Source organism: Bacteroides sp. AM23-12 (genome assembly GCF_003434395.1).
Classification (GTDB): domain Bacteria; phylum Bacteroidota; class Bacteroidia; order Bacteroidales; family Bacteroidaceae; genus Bacteroides; species Bacteroides thetaiotaomicron.
In genome coordinates, this window is record NZ_QTLF01000003.1 from 270,205 (window position 1) to 291,304 (window position 21,100).

The window sequence follows — 21,100 nt, forward strand, 5'->3', positions numbered from 1 at the left end:
CAGATCAAACTATCAGTCATTAAACAAGGTTTTCTGACTGCTATAGAGGCTCCTTCCCAAATGCTTATAGGCAAGTTCCGTCACTTCACGTCCACGAGGAGTCCGTTTCATAAAACCTTCCTTGATCAGGAAAGGTTCATACACTTCCTCAATAGTGCCCGCATCTTCGCCCAAAGCGGTAGCAATGGTTGTCAGACCGACAGGACCGCCTTTAAACTTGTCTATGATGGTGCAAAGTATCTTGTTGTCTATCTCATCCAAACCATACTTGTCGATATTCAACGCTTCCAGCGCAAACTGAGCTATTTCCGTATCGATAGAGCCGGAACCTTTCACCTGTGCAAAATCGCGTACGCGACGAAGCAAAGCATTGGCAATACGGGGCGTACCACGACTTCGGGATGCAATCTCCGATGCCGCCCGCACCGAACAAGGCACGTCCAGTATGGATGCTGAACGTCGGATGATATTACTCAGAATATCATCGTCATAGTACTCTAAATGCAGATTAATACCAAAACGGGCACGAAGTGGAGCCGTCAGCAATCCGCTACGGGTAGTTGCACCGACCAGCGTAAACGGATTCAGGTCAATCTGAATGCTACGTGCCGAAGGTCCCTTATCAATCATGATATCTATCCGGTAATCTTCCATGGCCGAATAGAGATATTCCTCTACCACCGGCGATAAACGGTGAATTTCATCGATAAAGAGCACGTCGTTCGGTTCGAGGCTGGTCAAAACTCCTGCCAGATCGCCCGGTTTGTCGAGCACCGGACCGGAGGTTACTTTAAAGCCTACTCCCAATTCGTTAGCTATAATATTGGAAAGCGTTGTTTTACCCAATCCGGGAGGCCCGTGCAGCAGAACGTGGTCGAGTGCTTCGCCACGCAGACGTGCCGCCTTCACAAAGATGCGAAGGTTTTCCACCACCTTATCCTGCCCGCTAAAGTCTTCAAAGCTTAACGGACGGAGCGCATTTTCAAAATCCCGCTCCCGTGAAGTCAGCTGATGTTCGCGTATGTTAAAATCTTCTTGTTCCATTTTCTTCTTGAAATGTAGGAGACAAAGATAGAGAAATCCATTCATTTTCGATATAAGAAAGAATAATAAAAACCTCCGCCCACTATCCATTTCTCTTTTCCAAGAGGAATAATGAAGAATAAATCTCAAAATTGATACAATGACAAGATGCCATTCAGCCTTCTTTAAGTAACTTCATCCCCTGATCATAAGCATAACTTTCTGATAGATTCAATTCCCAAAGTATTCTCACCGTGATGAGAAAATCTTCTCACTTCGATGAGAAAATATTCTCATAGGCATGAGTATTTTTTCTCACTGTGGTGAGAATTTTTTCTCATTGCGGTGAGAATACTCTGAGAATATAGTAACCTACATTTGGCTGTGTATAAACACAATAACAATTAGCTACTTTCCGCTTCCCCCTGTTATTTAATGACCATAAAAGCCTATTATCCCTAAAAAGTGCCGTATTTACCCCTTTTTTTTAAAATAACGCATCATTCTATTGAAGAATAGAGTGAAAAAGTACACAAGACCGGTTTCGGTCTTCTACTCTTTTGCCCGAAAACAATTAGTTTTTTTAAAACGTAATAACTACTTTTGCACCATCTATATACACGCAATCGACTATGGTTCTAAATTATATCTGGATAGCATTCTTCGTTATCGCCTTCATTATCGCCCTGATAAAAGTAATTTTTCTGGGAGACACGGAGATATTTACAGCTATCATGAACTCAACTTTCGACTCTTCGAAAACCGCTTTCGAGATATCTCTGGGACTGACCGGAGTACTGGCCCTCTGGCTCGGTATCATGAAAATCGGAGAGAACAGCGGACTGATCAATGCACTCGCCCGCTTTCTGAGTCCGGTACTCTGCCGCCTGTTTCCGGACATTCCCAAAGGGCATCCGGTATTGGGTTCCATCTTTATGAATATGTCCGCCAACATGCTCGGACTCGACAATGCTGCCACCCCATTGGGACTCAAAGCGATGAAAGAACTGCAAGAACTGAATCCGAAGAAAGATACGGCTTCCAATCCGATGATCATGTTTCTGGTAATCAACACTTCCGGCCTCATCATCATCCCGATCAGTATCATGGTATACCGTGCGCAAATGGGGGCTGCCCAACCTACGGATGTGTTTATCCCTATCCTGCTGAGTACTTTTATCTCGACTCTGGTCGGCGTCATAGCCGTCAGTATCGCCCAGAAGATCAATCTGATCAATAAGCCTATCCTGATATTGATGGGCGTTATCTGCCTTTTCTTCTCCGGATTGATTTATCTGTTTCTGAATATTTCGCGTGAGGAAATGGGTACTTACTCTACGCTGATAGCAAATATTCTTCTGTTCGGGGTGATCATTCTGTTTATTCTGACAGGCGTCCGGAAGAAGATTAACGTATATGATTCTTTTGTAGAAGGTGCCAAAGAAGGCTTCACGACAGCCGTACGAATCATTCCATATCTGGTTGCCTTCCTTGTAGGCATTGCCGTATTCCGTACTTCGGGAGCGATGGATTTCCTTGTGGGAGGCATTGGTTATGTAGTCGATCTGTGCGGAGTGGATACCAGTTTTGTGGGAGCATTGCCGACAGCGCTGATGAAGTCTCTCAGCGGTAGCGGTGCCAATGGGCTGATGATTGACACGATGAAAGAGATGGGACCGGATTCGTTTGTAGGCCGAATGAGTTGCGTAGTACGCGGAGCTTCGGACACCACTTTCTATATCCTTGCCGTTTACTTCGGCAGCGTCGGAATCAGTAAAACCCGGAATGCAGTCACCTGCGGCTTGATTGCAGACTTCTCCGGTATTATAGCCGCCATCTTAATCAGTTATTTATTTTTCTTTTAAATCATAGACTCAATTATGGCTGTAACTTATCAAACCGAAGGCGTCAAGATGCCTGATATCAAAAAACGGGAAACAACAGAATGGATAAAGAATGTAGCTGCCTCTTATGGAAAAAGACTCGGTGAAATCGCTTATATCTTCTGCTCCGATGAAAAGATTCTGGAGGTAAACCGACAATATCTGCAACACGATTATTACACGGATATCATTACTTTCGATTATTGCGAAGGTGATCGTCTGTCGGGCGACCTGTTTATCAGCCTGGATACGATACGCACCAATGCCGAGCAATTCGGGGCAGCTTATGATGATGAACTACACCGGGTTATTATTCATGGTATTCTTCATCTCTGCGGTATCAATGACAAAGGTCTCGGGGAAAGGGAAATCATGGAAGAGGCGGAGAATAAGGCGTTGGCAATGCGATAGTTGGCGATGCAATAAAAAGCCATTGACCGGATAAAATTAGCACCCCGCCACAATCACTGCGACGAGGTGCCCCCAAGTATCTAAGAGAGATAGTTATTGTTCCGTTAACGCTTGCTTTATTTTAAAGACAAGACTTTGATAATGTGCCCGGGTAGTAGCATCACCCGTATTTACTTTGCTTCGCAGCAAACTATAGCTATCCATTACCTTCTGATAAATAGCCGGATTCTTAACCATATCCACACTTCCGAGCGGGTTGAGTTCAAAGCCGGCTTTCGTCCAATCGACATTATCCGTAAGCAGTTGTTTCTCAACTTCATTCAAGTCTTTAAATGAGAATGGAGAAGATTTTTGTTTCAGCATTCCTCCTTCTTTCAACAACTTTTCCACATAAGTAATTTGCAGGTTACGGTCGTACATATTCAACCGGGCACCGGATATAGTTTTCTTCCACACAAAATCATAAATATCATCCATATATTCAGCAAAAGTATAAGCCTGTTTGGGATATAACTCCTCATACAAAACAAGACTGGATGTAATGTATGTGAAGAACAAACGATTCATAATGATTGACTGCAAAGTACTTGGCGAATAAGTCGGACCGGTATACTCAATCACCTTCTTGTCAAGTACCCATTCGGGTAGTTCCATCATAGTTTCCATAATAAACTTCAATGCCTCCTTCTGTTCAGCTTTCGGCACAAAACGGATAACAGGCTTTTCGCTGTCCCGTCTCGGCTCATCAAAATAAATTCCACCGATGGACACCATGGCATGCAGTAAGTAGCGTTGCATCTGCATAATCACTTCCTGATATGATTCCGTCAAGCGTTCATATTGATGATCATCTTCATAGGTCCATTCCGGCAGGTTTTTCATGATAAGTTTCAGATTCTTTAAGCCATATCTTCCTGCCTTCACGGCATTATCACCCAAATCCTCAGATTTACAAGAAGGATCGACCTCATTAATAAAAGGCTGCGGACCGTATTTGTACATCGGATCATTCTCTTTCTCTTTGATCCACTTGTTTAAAGTAGCTTTCTCATCTTCAGGAGATGCCGCATCAAATATAGGTTTATATCCCCATTTGATGGCAAACTTATCATATACACCCAAAAGCGGAGGAGTCAGAGCAACTCCTTTGTCTTCCGGCTGAGCTACATAATTATAGCGCGTATAGTCCATGATGGACGGAGTTGTACCATACTTCTGAGTGAAAGTGGCCGAACGGAGCGAATCTACCGGATACGAATAAGATGCACCAAAGTTATGCATCAGTCCCAGGGTATGTCCGATCTCATGCGCTGCTACATAACGTAACGAGCTTCCCATCGTCTCGTCATCAAACACAGCCTTGCGCACTTTGGGGTCAACAGTAGCAGTCTGAACAAACCGCCAGTTATGCAACAACTTAATGATATTTGAATAAAACAAGACGTCACCCTGAATGATTTCACCCGAACGAGGATCGGCACAGGAAGGTCCCATTGAATTTTGTATCGGAGTGGTAATCATTCGGTAGCAGCTATAACGAATATCATCCGGATCAAAGTTCGGATCATCCTTCGGATAGTCTTTCGCTACAATCGCATTCTTAAATCCAATTTCCTCAAACGCAACCTGCCAGTCTTCTATTCCTTTCTTTATGTAATCTCTCCACTTGTCGGGGATAGCAGTATCAACGTAATATACAATCGGCTTCTGAGGTTCCACCAATTCACCTTGCTTATAACGTTCCAAGTCTTCTGGTTTTGGTTGCAAATCCCATCGGTTGATGTAAGTCAGTTCTTGCAAACCATCTTTCTTTTCAGTATAAAACCGCTTGCTTTCATCAAAATAACCGATACGCGAGTCTCCATAACGAGGACGCATAATTTCCTCCGGCAGCAAAATAATATTACGCGTCATGGTTACAGTGAACGGTCCTCCGTCAACAGTATAACTCATCAGCGTCTTGATGTTTATATTCAGCGGAAAACACTTCATTCCCAGAATAGTCGATTTGGAAGAAGCAAGACTTCCCTTCAGTGCTTTTCTCTTCATCAATACATCCATTATATTTTCCGAACGAAACGGGCTGAATTCGGGTACATCCGTTATGAAAAGCGAACTCATATCGATGACATATGCTGAAGAGTCCGGTGAAAGACTTTCTATCTTATATGCTTCCCAAATAGGGTCTGAGAAGTTGCGCTGAAAAGCAGCATACATATTGGAAGTGGTGTCACACAAATTGCGCACCATCTTTTTGTGCATGTAGATTTTCTTTTTATCTGCCGAGAAAGTTACCAGTACCGGATTGCGTGGCATTTGTCCGGCAGCTATATCTTTATTGTTACTGGTACTCGATACTCTGGACGCAATCATAAAATCGCGTCCCATCAAGTCTTTAGGTATTTCGAAATAATACTTATCCTTAACGATGTGTACCTTAAACATGCCATCAATCGTCTTGGCTCCTTTCAGTAGTTTTTTGTATTCGGTCATACTACTCTTTGTGGAATCTTTTGCCGCCGGCTGCTCTGTTTCCGCTTTTGCTTTCTTCTTTTTCTTTTTAAAAATCTGACTTTCGGCATTAGCAGTTACCGCTCCGGCAGTTAATGCTCCTACAAGTAATAAGGTGAAAATTTTGTTCATATCATGCTGTTTTTAAGTTCTATAGTTCCAGTTTGGACAGATCGAATCCGTTTTCAAGCATAGCTTCCCGAATCACATCATACTTCTTCTTCATTACCGGATATTTATCGCAGATTTCCTGAATCTCGGCAGGAGTTTTCTCAAAGACGAAATTCATCCATTGCGCAAGGTCTTCACTCTTTAAAGGAGCATAAATGGAATTAAAATCCGGCCAATCTTCATCAATATAGGAGTTCTCAGAATAAGTAATCACCCCATACTTATAAAAATCGATTTCATTAGGGTCCGTTCCTTTAAAACGATACCAGTTCGGGTCGTACAATTTCGGTTCAACTTCTTCACTAGCTTCATAAAAAGCATCTGAAATAGTAAACAATCCTCTGACTTCCGACATATACTTTGCCCAAAAGCTGGCATTCACATCTGCTCTGATTTTCACAAACTCCTCATCGGTCATTGTTTTCAGAGAAGATGATACATTACCTAAGGCTATAAAGCTGCTACTAGCATAGCAATTCATGATGGTTGTCTCACCATAAGAGGCCATCCGGACCTCTTCAGATAACAATATAGAAAAAGGTAAATTCTTCTTTAAAAAACTATCCGAGTACAAATTCAATAATACCTTTTGCAAAAACTCAATCCCTTCATCAATAATCTCCTGCTTTTGTTCGGGAGCAGTTATTTTAATTCCGTTATTCGCTGTAAAGTTGAATTTATAATCAGCCTCAGTCGGATTAGTTATAATCACAGTCTGATATTTCTGATAAAACTGGTATATAAAATGCTGTGTCGGATCTGACGGGTCATCTGTCAAAATGTTATATTTATCCGGTTGCTCAGGAACGATTAACGCATCTTCATGATAACAAGAAGACATACCTGCCAACATACAAATTAATAATATAAGTTTCTTCATAATCGATCAATTATTAACAGGTTCACTATTCGGACGGTCGAATATTTCTATTTCCGTATTTCTCTCTCTTTCGCTCTTAGGAATCGGCAACACGTATGAGCCTTTCTCTTTCAGTTCGAAGACATCCCCTGCTCCCTCGTTCTCCTTTGAACTGTAAGTATGCGTAAGAGGAGGGCAGCCATATCTGCGCAAATCAAACCAGCGGAATCCTTCAAACGCCAGTTCTCTACGGCGTTCCTTACGTACGGTTGCTACAATTCCGTCTTCATCAACAGCTAACGGCGGAGTTCCCGGTTTCATACGATTTTCACGGAGCTCATTTAAGTCAGCAAGAGCCTTGTTCGTATTGCCAAGTTCAGCAAAAGCCTCAGCACGATTCAGATAAGCTTCCGAAATACGCAAGGCGTTGGCATAGACTGTAGCAGAATTTTTAGTCCACTTAATAGGTGTATAGACACTATACTGTTTGTTAGTAGGTCTGGTCTGGTTGCCGATTGTATTCTTGAAATAATTCGTAAGACGCAAATCATCTTCCGAATATAGCGCTAGTAAATCATCAGAAACCACCAAGTTCCCCGTATACCTGAAATCTTCTTTCATATGCGTCTCAAGTGATGTAAGTCCGTAGGATAACAAGATTTCTTTGTTAGCAAGAGAAAAGAAATAGTGGTCCTTTTTTTCCTGAAGTTTGTAAAGTGGCTGAGTCGCGACCTTAAAGACCGAGTCACAATAAAGAATGGTCTCATCATATTTCTCCTGAAAAAGAGCAATACGTGATGCCAATAGATAAGCACTCGGCAAGTTAGGACGGAAAATAGTTTTCTCACCTCCTATAGCCTTAAAACACTGGATAGCCTTATTAATGTCTTCTTCCATTTGGGCATAAACAGCTGCATTCGTGGCCCGCTTCATCATCTTATCTGATAAGCCGATTTCTTTATTGAGCGGTACACATAAGTCTTCATTTGCCGTTGCAGGATGATAAGGCTTTCCATACAAATTAGCAAGCATAAAATACGAGAAAGCCCGCATGAAATAAGCTTCACCTGCTAAATCCTGACGTTCCATATCCGTCCCGTTCATGGTATAAAGCTGGTCCAGTATGATATTAGTCATCAATATCTTATGATAATAGACTGTCCATGCAACATCCGGCGTAAGTTCATTTGAAATTCCCACTTCCGGGTTTCCCTGCCACGTATAATATGCCCAAACATATTCTCTGAAATCATTAGAAATGACTTGTGGTCTGGTTCCATAGTAACATTGGTCTTTCACATCGTCTGTCATATATTCCAGATAAGGATGAGGTATGTCTTTTTCATTCGTTTTCATTACCTCACCGAAGAACAGTTCCTTGTAATCCTTCACCGATCTGGGTATCATCAAATCTTGTGAACTTTCTTCCAAAAAGTCACTGCACGACGATAATGTGCAGATAAACAATATGATATATAAATTGTACTTTTTCATCATCATTCATTATTAAAGAGTAATATTAAAGCGAAGTGAGTAAGAACGCTGCGGTGGTATACTTCTTGAGCCAAATCCAATCTGTTCAGGATCTCTGCCCTTCAGCGCTTTATCTTTAATGACAAATACATTACCCATATCAAAGCTGACACTTGCTCCTTTCAGATAGACAGGTTTCAACCATTCACGTTTAAAATCATAGCGAATAGACATCGAACGGCATCTGAGGAAACTGCCTGAAACTACACGGATATCACTCTTATTATACATATCCCATCCATTATCCGCAATACGATAGGTCACATCCTTATCGTTGATCTGCAAACTCTTATCCGATAAAACCGGTATAATGGTCCTGTCTTCATCACCCGGCTCTCTCCAACGATTCACAAATTCACTGGACATATTCTGGTCCGGATAAGGAAGCCGCTGTCCGGAGGACTCATACAAATCATTCAAGCGCATTTTATTGCCAAAGCTGAATGAGAACAACGCATTAAATGTAATATTCTTATATTTTAAATAAGTAGAGAATCCACCGGTCAGATCGGGTTCACGTTTTCCGGAAAGAACAAAAGCACGGTCATACATCTCCTGCAAAGAATGAACCACAGCATTTCCTTCTTCATCTTTCTCATTAATATCCTTAAATGTAGGAAAACCCTGATCATCCAGCTTATCAAATTTATAAGAATAGAAACTATTTATCGCATTGCCATTGCTCACTAATGTTCCTGCAATATAGTCTTGCCAAGTGATCGCTGAGTTCCCGGCATTCAACACTTTATTGTAGTTTTTACCTGTATTGAATGATAAACTCCACATCCAGTCCCGGGTCTGAATCGGAACAAAAGAAACAGCCAAATCCCAACCTTTATTCTCAACATCACCATCATTAATGGAGACACTTGACGCACCTGTAGAAGGAGCTACGTTTTTCGTAACCACCTGATCTACTCCCTTTTTGTAATATACATCAAGCGATCCATAGATTCTGTTATTCCAGAATGCCCAGTCGATTGCAATATTATACGAATTGGTTTTTTCCCACTTCAGTTTATTATTCGGCAGCTTATACAATGTTGAAATATACTCCTGTGGCATTGACTCCAATGTCCCCAAACTAGCAATCAAGTTAGGGGTCTGATCCGGATGCACGTTACCTTGTATACCGTATGAGGCACGAATTGCCAGATCATTCAGGAAATCGACGTTCTTCATAAACTTCTCATTGATAACATTCCATCGTGTAGACACTGACCATATTGGCAGAAAACGAACGCTCTTGCTCTGACCGAACTTATTAGAACCGTCAGTACGTATATTGAAGTTCAGAATATAGCGACTGTCATAAACATAAGCAGCCGTAGCATATAATGAAATCACATTATTCTTTGTATCGGTCACCACATCCGGATGACTCTTTACCAAAGCACCGTATCTTTTCCAGACTGTCGGGTCAATATCAACAAACTTTTTACCTCTTTCGGGCAAATAACCATATTGCGTAGAGCTTAATCCGTCATATTTTGAAGATCTGACCTCTTGTCCGATGCTTCCGGAAACTTCATGTTTTCCGAAACTTTGCATCAAAGACAGGCTATTTCTCCATGTATAAGAAGTATTACGTGTATTGGTCGTCATCAACTCTCCTCCAAACGGAAGCAGACAATATCTTTCTGCAAATTCAGAATCTTCAATGGGATTCGGCAACATCTTCCCATAGGGACTTTGTCGCATAGAAGAAATATAATATGATTGTTCATCACCCCAGTTTTCTTGTGTCACGTTGCTTCTGGACAGTCCTAATATAGATGAAAATCTCATCCATGAAGCAACCTTCCAATCCAGATTGACAGCTACATCTATAGCGGAATTATCATTCTTGTTTCCTGTATGATTCAGTTCGTTCATGATATTGTAAGACAATACTCCGTTACGTCCAGCCTCATTCGCATAAAAATACAACTCATTAGAAGCTGTCCGAAGTGGAATAGCCCGTGAAGTATTATAAGCATACTCATACACATCAATGGAAGTATGAGGATGTTCGGCTTTGGAAAGCGAACCGCTAACCTTTAATCCCAAATGTATATTCCGGTTAATTCTGGTATTTATTTTAGCCAGTACGTTATAGCGCTCTAACCCTTCCCCTATCGTCACACTGTTATTATTCGCATATCCCATGGACATATAATAATTACTCCGGTCATTTCCACCTGTAATGGATACCGAATGCTGATGTGTAAATGCTGTACGGAACAGCAAGTCATACCAGTCGGTATTTAATCCTTTCAGGGTCTTCACCTGGTTTAAGAATTCCTGATAGGTAATATCCTTATTCCACAGATGTTGCAATGCTCCTTCATAGCCAATATCCGAAGGTTTGTAACTTCCGAAAGATAATCCCCTCTCCTGCATTTCGATAGACATATCAATTCTGTCGGCAGAATTCATCCGAAACATTTTATCGTAAGTAGGAGGAGCTGTTATCCCCAATGTAGCGGTATACGAGATACTCGGTTTCTGGCTTTTTCCTTGCTTGGTAGTGACCACAATAACTCCATTGGCCGCTTTGATACCATAGATAGCAGTAGCACTGGCATCTTTCAGAATATCCACACGTTCAATATCTTCCGGATTGACCGAACCGATGGCATTTCCGATCAGATTTATCTTATCCGGACTGTTCAACTCCTCTGTAGAGATATTGACAGGTTCTTCCAGAATAATTCCATCGACTACCCATACCGGTTCTCTATTTCCTGTAATAGAGGAAGATCCCCTGATTCTAATCTTAGGAGCAGCTCCCGGAGTAGATGACATATTCATCACGGCAACACCCGGCAGGCGTCCCTGCAACATTTTGTCGATAGACAGATACTCCCCACCAATCAGATCAGCTCCCTTTATAGAGGATATGGAGCTTGCCAACTTCCGTCTGTCAATCTCCTGATAACCTGTTACTACAACTTCATCGATTGACTTTACATCCGATTTCATCACGATTGTCATAGGTTTAGTACCGGCAACTTTTACTTCCTGTACAATCATTCCCAAATACGAGACAATCAGGACAGGCTCTTTCTGATGGAATAAATTAATAGAAAACTTACCTTCATTATCAGTTATCGTCGAATGTTCCGTTTTAGAGAGTTTTATATAAGCTCCCGGCAAGGGCAACCCTCCCTCATCAACCACAACGCCCGTAGCCGTGCGGACATTCTCTTTAGGTTGCTGATATACAATGGTTACAATATTTCCTTCTATCTCATAACTGTATCCGGTATTTGCCAGCACTTTGTTCAACACCTCACTGATAGGCTGACTATTGCTCTGAATAGTGATACGAGGCATATTCTTCACTTGCTCCGTACTATAAATAAAGTTCAGGCCAGTCTGTACTTTTACAGCATCAAAAAATTCTTTAACTGTTGCAGATTTAAGATCTAAGGATACCCTCATTGCATTAGATTGCGATGCAGCCAACACCGGTGTAAACAACAAGGAAATAATACAGAGAAACATGATAATGCGTTCTCGAGCTCTCTTTTTTTGCATGTCGTCCTCCTTTTTTAATAGTAGTTAATATGTTTATTTCTTTATAATTATGGTCTTCCCCTGTATTTCCATTTCCAGATGAGTCACCCGCTGTATCGCTTTCAATATGGGCTCTATTGAGCCGTAGCGATCAATATCTCCTGTAAAACGTATCTTCTTGGTATCTTCCGATTCGAATACGACATCTTTGTTGTACCAACGTGATATTACATTCATCAGACTCTCCAAAGAACAATTATCAAAAACAAAACGTCCACTGTTCCATGCGATATACGGCTCGATATCCACTACGCTAATTTGTACATCTTGCGTATCAGCCTGAAGAACCGCCAATTCCCCCGGTTTTATTTTATATTCCCCTCCCTGATTAGGAAGCACACTTACAGAACCTTTCACCAGCACTACTTTCGTTATTCCGGGCACATGTGTATTTACATTGAAAGTTGTCCCGTACTGCTTGACCACTCCATTCGCCGTAATGACACGGAAAGGACGCTTGCTATCCTTGGCTACCTGAAAATAGGCCTCCCCATCCAAATAGACCGTGCGAGTGGTAGTACCAAAATGTGGTGGATATTTTAATGTCGTATTATAATTCAGATGCACTCTGGTCCCGTCTTCAAACGTCATCCAAAATTCACTGTCATCATAAGTACTCAACTTATTATTTTCTACAACAGAGACCTCTTCCGATTCGTTCACATCAGTCTCAGGGACAGACGGCTGAGCAACAGGCACTTGTTCCACCGAATCCTGTAAAGGCTTAGCAGGCACTGATTTTAAATCCATCTTCTGTCCATTTGCCAGAACCAGTGTTGCCTTTTGTTTACCCATCTTCTCCGACCGGATCATAGCAATACGAACTTCATCCGAAATCACCGGCTGAGAATCCATCAGCCTCAAAGTCCAAAACCATATTGCAAAACCGATTATCGGCAATAAGAAGATTGCAGCATAGCGTCCTATTTTGATCCAACGAGCAGAGCGAATAGAGAAATGCTTTTTCTGAAACCTTTCCCAAGCACGTGCTTCATCTACCTGGGCAAACTGTTTATACCTGTCAATCAAACAAGCCTCACGCATCAGACGATCATAGTTCTCTCTATTTTCTCGAGAACTATCAAGCCATGACTGCAACTGTTTTTTATCTTCTTCCGAAGCGTATCCCAGCAACTGATCATGGATAATAGAATTTATACTTCTTTTACGCTTTATCATATTATTTCAGGTTATTTATAGTAAAGACGACTAAGGAGAAAAAATGAGGGACAGGATTCTGAAGTTTTTTTATTCAAAAGATACTTTATTTATTTAGAAGACCGTTCTTTTTGTATAATAATCAAGAAAAACAACGAACATTTTGTTCATTGCAAACAGGTGTTAACAAGTAAAGCGGATTGAGTGTTATGCTTCTTTTTAGGGAAGTAACATTTGTAATAATAGAAAATGATAGGAGCCTAATTTTTTTCTAAGGAAGGACATTGCTCTCTTCTTTTGAGTCTTCACAGTTTCAAGAGAAACATGGAGTGCAGTGGCAATCTCCTCGTTCTTCTTGCCTTCCATATACATCAAAAAAACTTCCCTACATCGATCCGGCAGCGCATCAATTGTCTGAAGAAGCTGGCGATAGACTTCTTCACTAAAGAAGCCCTCTTCCTCCTCTTCCATCCTAAATGTAGTGGAATGACTATCAAGCATCTTCTGAAGATAGTTGCCTTCCACATCCTTATGTTTCAAATAATCCAAGGAAGCATTTCTGACAGAGTTATACAGATAAACCCTGAATGAAGCCAGAGACCGGAAAAACATCTTTTTCTCCCAAATAGTGGAGAATAACTCCTGGACAATATCTTCTGCAGATTCTGAATCTCCGACAATTGTTATTGCATAGCAAACCAATGCTTTATAATAGTTCTTATAAAGCAGTCGGAAAGCAGCCGCATCCAACTTATTAATTTGTTCTATGGAAATCTCATTGTTAGTCATTTCGGGAGTTTTGCGCCAAAAATACAAATTAAATAATAATGTTCTATACAGAAAGACTGATATTTTTCTTTCGGACAATCTAGTTGTATGGTACTTTCCAAAAGATATCCGCCTATAAAAGATTCACCCGGATTTACATTCGACAATGTAAACCCGGGTGAAAAATGCTCAATATTGCATAGAAGAAATCTTTAAAAACATCTCTTACAATATTGTTTTCATAGAGACAAATTAATTAAGAGAGAGTTTATGTAATAGAGATTTATTCAATTTCCGTTGCTTTATTGATGCGGTAGATCAACAGGTCATAATGAGAACGATCTGCCTCAGGAGCCGTCGAAATTGCTTTCTTGAGCATGTCTTTCGTACGCATCAACAAGTCAAAATAGTAAGCAGCTATTTTTGTCTGGTTGGTATAGATCGGCGGAATTGAAGAGAAGCCTGCTACTTCTTCTGCATTCTGCAATGAATGCATCTTCATATCCACCTTTCCGCCATTTCTCAAAGCAGCCAGATTGATCCCCGGTTTGCCTGTAGCCGCAAATCCTGTTTTTGAGGCTTTGAAACTACCAATAGGCGCAGTTGCTGTCGATGTTGAAATAATACTTTCCAGAAACGCTGTCTGTAGTGCTCTCTCGAAATTCTCCAACGGACGATGCTTCAAGACACCTTCCCAAACAATTCCATAGATATCATCCAGATATTCCGAAGCAGTATATGCTGCACCCGGGAAGCGTTCTGTACAAACCTCGACATAAGGCAGACGTCCGAAAATACCATTAAAGATATCCAAACGTAAACGGTCAGCCTTCTTATCTGAAATTTCAAATTCATTCAAATGAGCGGTATCGTCCACCCAATCCAGATTCTTTGCCAGTTCCAATGCTTTACTCAAAGCTGCTTTCTGTTTCTCACGATCTACCATTGAGTAACTTGGTATCGCATCCTTCTCGCGAATATCATTCAAGTAAATACCGCCAATATAACTCAGTATTGCATAAATACGCCCGCTCAGTCTTTCACTAAGGGCAGAGTGTACACGTCTGCGCATTAAAAAATCACGGTCTTCCTTGGCAAACCAACTATAATAGTTCTCAAATCCTTTGCGAACATTAGGAAGCATATAGTCGAATGATTTCAAATGGTCATCTCCCAGACTTCCGCGACTATTACGAGGATCAGAATCAAAACGTGACTGATTACGTATATAAGCATAATATGGATCTCCCGTATGTTCACGAATCCAGCTATCCAATGTCTCTTTTTCTTCCTGCAATGAAGAAGCATAGATAGGTTGATATAAATATTTAATCACCAGTTCGTCATATGGACCAGGCTTTGCATTAACCAGACACACTCCATTACGAACATCCTCCTCCGTAGCTACGTCATTAATGATTACGCCTCCCATAACAGAAGAAGCGAGACCATACTTTTGAGTAAAGCTTGCCGAACGCAACGAATCCACCGGATAAGCACAGGAAGCTCCCCAGTTCATTGTAAGTCCCAATCCGGTTCCTACAGCCTGAGCAATAGCAGCCTGAATCAACTCACCCTGTATCTCCTGCGGGAAAACAGTAGTACGCACACGAGGATCAATAGCAACAGTGGCCCCTATACGGTCAGCATACTGAACACTGATCATATTTGCATTAATCAGAATAGACGCGTTCAATATTTCACCGGTACGTGTATCTGAGTGTATCGTTGTCTGTGCCGAATTCAGCCAAGAAGCCGAATAACGTATTGTCATACAGTCAAAGCTGTTTGCATTGAACAATGTGTCATTCTTCGGGAATTCTTTCACACAAATAACATCTTTAAAGCCGATCTTCTCAAATGCCTTATTCCACGATTCCGCACCAGCCTTGATATACGGATTCCATTTGACAGGCATCAGACTGTCGATATAGAACACCAGTTGTTTGACTGGCCGAACCAGCTCGCCACGGCGATAGGCAGCAGAGTCGGAAGGCTCGATACGCCAACGTTTTGCATAGCGTATACTCTTCACTTCCTGAGTTGCCCCTGAATAATCACTTTTCAATTGTGTAGTCAATCCCAAACGTGAGTCAGCCAGGCGAGGAGTCATCGGCTCCTCGGGCAGAATACAAAGCATTTTAGTGACGACCGCTGTCAAAGGTACGTCTTTGTACATTTTGTATGCTCCCATCAGCGTATGGTCGACAGTATATGACAACTCTTCACGTACACTTATATGATTTTCTGAAGCCGATACACCCAAAATAGCAGATTTATCCGATTGCAGAGAATGATCGCGCGACACGAATCCATAGTATCCGTTAGCCGATGTCGAAGGGAAAGGTTTGGTAAAAGCAGATCCCTCCAAAAATAATCCCTTCATATCTACCACAAGTGCAGAACTATCCGGAGTGCAAGCCAATACCTTAAAGCTTTTGAAAATACCCGGATTATGCGCATTGTCCAACGCACGTGCGATATAAGCATCACCACTGGTATTTACCGGCTTACTCAATAAAGGCATACGTGCCACAAGAGTTGAATCGATCATCTCAAAACGGAAACGTACATCGGTACCCCCTAACTGTCCGGGAGCTCCTTCACCACCGTCACTCGTATTTTCAATAGAAGAAGCAAACAGCATCTCACGGCCTAACATGGCAACCGGGAACTCCACATACACTTTCCCTTCCACCTTATGAATAGTCATCAGCCCGTGTGCTGTCTGAACTTTCTTATTCTTGAACAGCTTCTGATATGGTGTCAGATTTTCCTTCTTATCTTCTTTTTTCTTCTTTTTAAAAGGCCAGAAAGCATTTCCTTCCTGTGGCAGGCAACATGCAAAAAGAAGCAATAAACAAAGTATCTTACTATATCTATTTCTCATACTTCCTATCATTTTAATGCCTGGTCAATTTTGTACAACAATAAGCGGTAGTGGCGTTGTGTATCAGCCGAACCGGTAGAAGCACTTGCTGCAACCAGACTACGAACCTTCTTCAACTCACCGTAGTATATATGTTCCATCGGTTCGATCGGTGCTTTCAGATCTACATCATCATCAAATCCACTGATTTCCTCCAAACGGGCAGCCTGCATCTCACGAGGCTTGTTATTAAAACATCCCATAAATTCCTCCGAGATGATTCCGAAACGTTCGCGCGAAGCAGTTTTCAGCCATTCGGGCACTTCAATGTGAGCATACATATCTGCGATACCTTTACGGGTAGCATTCTTTGCAACCCCTGCAACCGAACCTTCAATCAGCTTCGTCAGATAATTCATCTGCAAACGCATTTCTGTTTCTGTCAAGGTTCTTCCGGCGCGGGTAGGAGCCCATACAAAACGTTCTATATCGGCAAGATATTCTTTCTGAGTATAAGGAGCTGATGTCGCCTTACCCGAACAGATAGCCACCGCACCACAACGAGACAAGATACCATCAATAATTGCATCTTCCATCTGCATGGCCACAGAAGTACGGATAGGGAATTCTTTCAGTGTTTCGCGTGCATCCAGCCACGAAAGGTCCTTCAGTTCATTCAATAAGAAATTCAGAGCCTTTTTTTGTTGTTGCTTCGATACAGTTTTAAAGCTTGGACGCTGATCACCGTCATAGCGTTCGTTCAGATAAATACCACCGATATCTCCCAAAACGAAAGTCAAATAACGTACGTAAGCATATACAATTTCGTCATAAACAGCCGTGCGGAACTCAAAATCCTTATCCTTATCCGCTACCCAATCATTGATATGCTTTAACAGATATTGCAAGTTGCGACGTCCATATTCAGAAGCTTTCACCGGGTCATCTCCCAAGTCTTCCTCTACTGAACTTGGGTCAAAACGACGTCTGAATTGTTGTTTACCATAGCGATATTTAACATCTCCAGACTTCTCACTGATCCATTTATCCAAGATAGGAATTTCTTCCTCTGCCGTTTTAGCCTCAAAGATCGGTGAATACAACCAGGCGATAGCGTAATAATCATACGCTCCCAGTTCCGGAGGAGTCAAACGCACGCCTCTCTCTTTATCACCCGGTTGAGCAATATAATTGTTACGGGCATAGTCCATAATAGAGTAAGTCGTACCAAACTCCTGAGTAAACTTCGGATCACGCAAAGATTCCACAGGGATAGAAGAAGAACCTGCCATATTGTGCATCAATGACAATGTGTGTCCTACCTCATGCGAGAGCACATAAGCGATACAATCTCCCAGTAAGTCTTCACGCAAAACAACATCACGCACTTCCTCATCAGCAGGGGCAGTCTGTAAGAAGCGCCAGTACTGAACCAACTGCACAATATTGTGGAATACCGTAACAGATGCATTAATGATTTCTCCGGAACGCGGATCTATCCAAGAAGGTCCCATCGCATTGGCCACCGTAGACGGAGCATAACGTATACAGGAATATTTGATATTCTCCGGATCGAAGTTCGGATCATCTTTCGGGAAATCTTTTGCAATGATGGCATTCTTAAAACCGATCTTCTCAAATGCTTTCTGCCATACTTCAACTCCTTTATGGATATATTTATTCCAACTCAACGGAAAAGTATCATCAATGTAGAAAACAATAGGTTTCTTCGGCTCTACCAGTTCGCCACGGAGATAGGCTGCTGAATCCGATGGCTCCAGATTCCATCTGTGAGCAATGTGACGAGTACGCAACCCACGACCTTCGGAAGCAAATTCTACTACAGAGTGTTCAAAAATACCAATACGTGGATCAGCATAACGGGGACGCATCGGTTGTTCAGGCAACAGAATGAAGCTACGATTCATAACCGCAGTAAACGGCATTTTCTTCACTGCATAATTTCCCTTCATACCCACGCTGATTTTGTAGGTCAGTAAAGAACGTATACTCACATTATCCTCAAAGCCTTTGACTCCCTGAATAAATGAGCTTTCCTTCTCAAAATCCTTACTAATATCGGCTCCCATCATCTCCATCATTGAATATGGTGAGAACGGAGAAAGGTTCTTTTTATCGCTCAGCAGATAGTCTGTCATATCGAATACCACTGCCGTGCTATCGTTATTATATGCTTTGATCTCGAATGTTTCAGCGATTGCCGGCATGGTACTGCTTACCAAGCGCTTCTTGATTTCACGATCTTCAGAGAACTGCCCTGCCTGTACACGACGCAATGTAATAGTTGAGTCGCGTTGCACAAAACGAATCAGAAAAGGATCACCTGACTTCTCTCCTACACAGCCGAACTGGTTATCGGTCGTTTCCACGATGGTAGAACCAAGTAGAATATCCCGATTCATCACCTTAATCGGCAACTCAAAGTAGATTTTATCATCCAACTTGTGAAGAGTAATGAAACCTTTAGCCGTGGTGACTTTCTTGTCTTTAAACAGTTTGTCGTACTTGGTTTCCTTCTTCTCTTTCTTTGTAGTTGCTTCAGTAGAAGCTTTCTTCTTGTTTTTCTTCTTGGCCACAGCGGGGCTGATCATAGCCCCGCATAGTGCGACCAGAAGAAGTAAATACAGTTTTTTCAAGGTTTTATCGTTTTTAAGTTTATAATCAATCAAAATTATCATCCCATCCATTGCCTGTATTAGGCTTATAACGTACCTGCACAATACGTCCTAAATCTTTTTCGTGATATAGAACAAATTTCCCATCAACTTCCGTTACTTGAATTGTTTGTCCCTTATTTATCACGTATTTATCAATAGTATATTCATCAGAAGTGTTGTAAGTATATCCTTTCATAATATAGGCATCTCCGCTCTCCAAACCAACAATGATATATTGATTATTGTAGAACTGTGTATCAACAGAGGTAATCGAAGAGTTAAATGTAGCACACTTAAATAACATATTTTCTTTCAGATAATACAGATATAGGTCGTTCCCTTTACTAATAAAAAGGTATTGCCATGAATCTTGATAACGGAACAATGAGAAACTATTCTTTGAAGTACCATCAATTATCTGCCCCAACTCAGCAGGTGCTTCCATCTGCGACACATACGTTGTAGCCAAACTAGTTACTGTAGTACTACCGGAAAAGTCTCTTACCGCAAACTTCTGGATATAGAATTTATGAGACTGCTTATGCTCTATTACTGCAAAGTACATCATCTTACCATAATCATAAGAGCCCGATTCACACGCTCCTACATAATGTACTGTATAATCTTTCATATTATCTAAACGAGCATAAGTAGGATGATTTGTGTATGTCGCTTCATCCACATTCAATGTTAGTATTTTGCCCGAATTAAAAGTTCCATTAGAGCTCAGTTTATCTGTTACGTGTAAATATTGACTTGAATTCTTATCATACAATAGCAATCCTCCATGGCCCGAAAATGGAGCATAAGCAATCATACTACCGTCAACTTTCACTTTACCTTCTGCATCCGATGTTAGCGGAGTATTGATAAAACGGCTCGTATTAAAAAGAAGATTACTCTCTTTTACACGTGTATAAATTGTACCGTCCTCGCCGACAGCCATCGTCAGACACTGCAAATCAATCACTGCTTCCGGTACTAAATCTTGTGGATAACCCTCCAAGAACATTTGTGACAATGCTCCTTCACGCTGATAACTACTACCTGATACGTCTACAGCTCCTTGCCCACCTTTTTGCGCTATCCATAGCCAACTTATACCTGGATCCTCACCATCCCATTGCTCTACCCAATGAGGATATATCGAAACAGGCTGACTACCTAACGGTTCTTTATTTATCATTCGATAAATATCACGAGTAACTACAGGTTTAAGTACTCCCTCTTCTGTTTGGAATTTCATAAATGTCAACATACTATTACCATCCTTTTCAGAAAGAATAACCCAACCATCTTTCACATATGGAGAACTAATTGAGATTGTCGTTGATCCAAAATAAGATACTCCAGTGGACTTATCCAATACTGCCAATCGCAGATCTTTATTTTTGGCTACCGTATCCGCCATCCATTCCAAATCTTTAGAGTGAGCTATCACATGTCCATCATAGCTCCATTCATAAGCTAAGTTCTGACTTTCGCGTCCCAAAGCAAAAGTTAGTTCCGGTTTTGAGATAACCTTATCTCCCAAGGAATAATAAGAGGTTTCTGTTGAAACAGAGACTTCTATATCATTCATTTCTTTATAATCATAATTCCCCTTATCATCATAACAAGATGCCATACCTAAAAGGAACATAACGATAAATATTATTTTCATATTCATATTCAA

Annotated in this window: 12 protein-coding genes; 2 read left to right on the forward strand and 10 right to left on the reverse strand. The window is 41.4% G+C overall.

The window, feature by feature from the left end:
- Window positions 1-12: 12 nt before the first annotated feature.
- Complete coding sequence (gene ruvB, locus DW640_RS04830) at window positions 13-1,044, reverse strand: Holliday junction branch migration DNA helicase RuvB (RefSeq protein ID WP_008762892.1); 1,032 nt, start codon at window positions 1,042-1,044, stop codon at window positions 13-15.
- 611 nt (window positions 1,045-1,655) lie between these two features.
- Here ruvB and DW640_RS04835 point away from each other — a divergent pair.
- Both DW640_RS04835 and ybeY read left to right on the forward strand, forming a co-directional pair.
- Window positions 1,656-2,888, forward strand: coding sequence for a nucleoside recognition domain-containing protein (locus DW640_RS04835; protein WP_022471721.1), 1,233 nt, complete (start codon window positions 1,656-1,658; stop codon window positions 2,886-2,888).
- 15 nt (window positions 2,889-2,903) lie between these two features.
- Window positions 2,904-3,317, forward strand: coding sequence for an rRNA maturation RNase YbeY (gene ybeY, locus DW640_RS04840; protein WP_117577475.1), 414 nt, complete (start codon window positions 2,904-2,906; stop codon window positions 3,315-3,317).
- A 93-nt stretch (window positions 3,318-3,410) separates the two neighbouring features.
- Here ybeY and DW640_RS04845 read toward each other — a convergent pair whose 3' ends face one another.
- The 9 genes from DW640_RS04845 to DW640_RS04885 all read right to left on the reverse strand — a co-directional run bounded on the left by DW640_RS04845 (window position 3,411) and on the right by DW640_RS04885 (window position 21,088).
- A complete protein-coding gene (locus DW640_RS04845) occupies window positions 3,411-5,960 on the reverse strand; it encodes a zinc-dependent metalloprotease (RefSeq protein WP_008767505.1) in 2,550 nt (849 codons plus the stop codon).
- Window positions 5,961-5,979: 19 nt separating this feature from the next.
- Window positions 5,980-6,879, reverse strand: a complete 900-nt coding sequence (locus tag DW640_RS04850; protein WP_008762888.1) for a hypothetical protein — start codon at window positions 6,877-6,879, stop codon at window positions 5,980-5,982.
- 6 nt (window positions 6,880-6,885) lie between these two features.
- Window positions 6,886-8,352 carry a RagB/SusD family nutrient uptake outer membrane protein gene (locus DW640_RS04855; RefSeq protein ID WP_016269236.1) on the reverse strand — a complete coding sequence of 489 codons (1,467 nt, stop codon included), beginning with the start codon at window positions 8,350-8,352 and terminating at the stop codon, window positions 6,886-6,888.
- A gap of 12 nt (window positions 8,353-8,364) precedes the next feature.
- Window positions 8,365-11,913, reverse strand: coding sequence for a TonB-dependent receptor (locus DW640_RS04860; RefSeq protein WP_011108737.1), 3,549 nt, complete (start codon window positions 11,911-11,913; stop codon window positions 8,365-8,367).
- Window positions 11,914-11,946: 33 nt separating this feature from the next.
- Entirely contained in the window at window positions 11,947-13,131 is a 1,185-nt protein-coding gene (locus DW640_RS04865; RefSeq protein ID WP_117577477.1) for a FecR family protein, read from the reverse strand.
- A 198-nt stretch (window positions 13,132-13,329) separates the two neighbouring features.
- Window positions 13,330-13,899, reverse strand: a complete 570-nt coding sequence (locus DW640_RS04870; RefSeq protein WP_011108735.1) for an RNA polymerase sigma-70 factor — start codon at window positions 13,897-13,899, stop codon at window positions 13,330-13,332.
- A 262-nt stretch (window positions 13,900-14,161) separates the two neighbouring features.
- On the reverse strand, window positions 14,162-16,768 hold the full coding sequence (locus tag DW640_RS04875) for a zinc-dependent metalloprotease (RefSeq protein WP_117577516.1): 2,607 nt from the start codon (window positions 16,766-16,768) through the stop codon (window positions 14,162-14,164).
- An 8-nt stretch (window positions 16,769-16,776) separates the two neighbouring features.
- Complete coding sequence (locus DW640_RS04880; protein ID WP_117577517.1) at window positions 16,777-19,359, reverse strand: zinc-dependent metalloprotease; 2,583 nt, start codon at window positions 19,357-19,359, stop codon at window positions 16,777-16,779.
- A 70-nt stretch (window positions 19,360-19,429) separates the two neighbouring features.
- The gene (locus tag DW640_RS04885) at window positions 19,430-21,088 is read right to left on the reverse strand and encodes a PKD-like family lipoprotein (protein WP_255420896.1); all 1,659 of its coding nucleotides are present in this window, start codon (window positions 21,086-21,088) and stop codon (window positions 19,430-19,432) included.
- Between the last annotated feature and the right edge of the window lie 12 nt (window positions 21,089-21,100).

What these genes read in the sequence shown, in the direction of transcription:
- ruvB (WP_008762892.1), bottom strand. Translation starts at nt 1,044, where the DNA reads ATGGAACAAGAAGATTTTAACATACGCGAACATCAGCTGACTTCACGG.
- DW640_RS04835 (WP_022471721.1), top strand. Translation starts at nt 1,656, where the DNA reads ATGGTTCTAAATTATATCTGGATAGCATTCTTCGTTATCGCCTTCATT.
- ybeY (WP_117577475.1), top strand. Translation starts at nt 2,904, where the DNA reads ATGGCTGTAACTTATCAAACCGAAGGCGTCAAGATGCCTGATATCAAA.
- DW640_RS04845 (WP_008767505.1), bottom strand. Translation starts at nt 5,960, where the DNA reads ATGAACAAAATTTTCACCTTATTACTTGTAGGAGCATTAACTGCCGGA.
- DW640_RS04850 (WP_008762888.1), bottom strand. Translation starts at nt 6,879, where the DNA reads ATGAAGAAACTTATATTATTAATTTGTATGTTGGCAGGTATGTCTTCT.
- DW640_RS04855 (WP_016269236.1), bottom strand. Translation starts at nt 8,352, where the DNA reads ATGAAAAAGTACAATTTATATATCATATTGTTTATCTGCACATTATCG.
- DW640_RS04860 (WP_011108737.1), bottom strand. Translation starts at nt 11,913, where the DNA reads ATGCAAAAAAAGAGAGCTCGAGAACGCATTATCATGTTTCTCTGTATT.
- DW640_RS04865 (WP_117577477.1), bottom strand. Translation starts at nt 13,131, where the DNA reads ATGATAAAGCGTAAAAGAAGTATAAATTCTATTATCCATGATCAGTTG.
- DW640_RS04870 (WP_011108735.1), bottom strand. Translation starts at nt 13,899, where the DNA reads ATGACTAACAATGAGATTTCCATAGAACAAATTAATAAGTTGGATGCG.
- DW640_RS04875 (WP_117577516.1), bottom strand. Translation starts at nt 16,768, where the DNA reads ATGAGAAATAGATATAGTAAGATACTTTGTTTATTGCTTCTTTTTGCA.
- DW640_RS04880 (WP_117577517.1), bottom strand. Translation starts at nt 19,359, where the DNA reads ATGATCAGCCCCGCTGTGGCCAAGAAGAAAAACAAGAAGAAAGCTTCT.
- DW640_RS04885 (WP_255420896.1), bottom strand. Translation starts at nt 21,088, where the DNA reads ATGAAAATAATATTTATCGTTATGTTCCTTTTAGGTATGGCATCTTGT.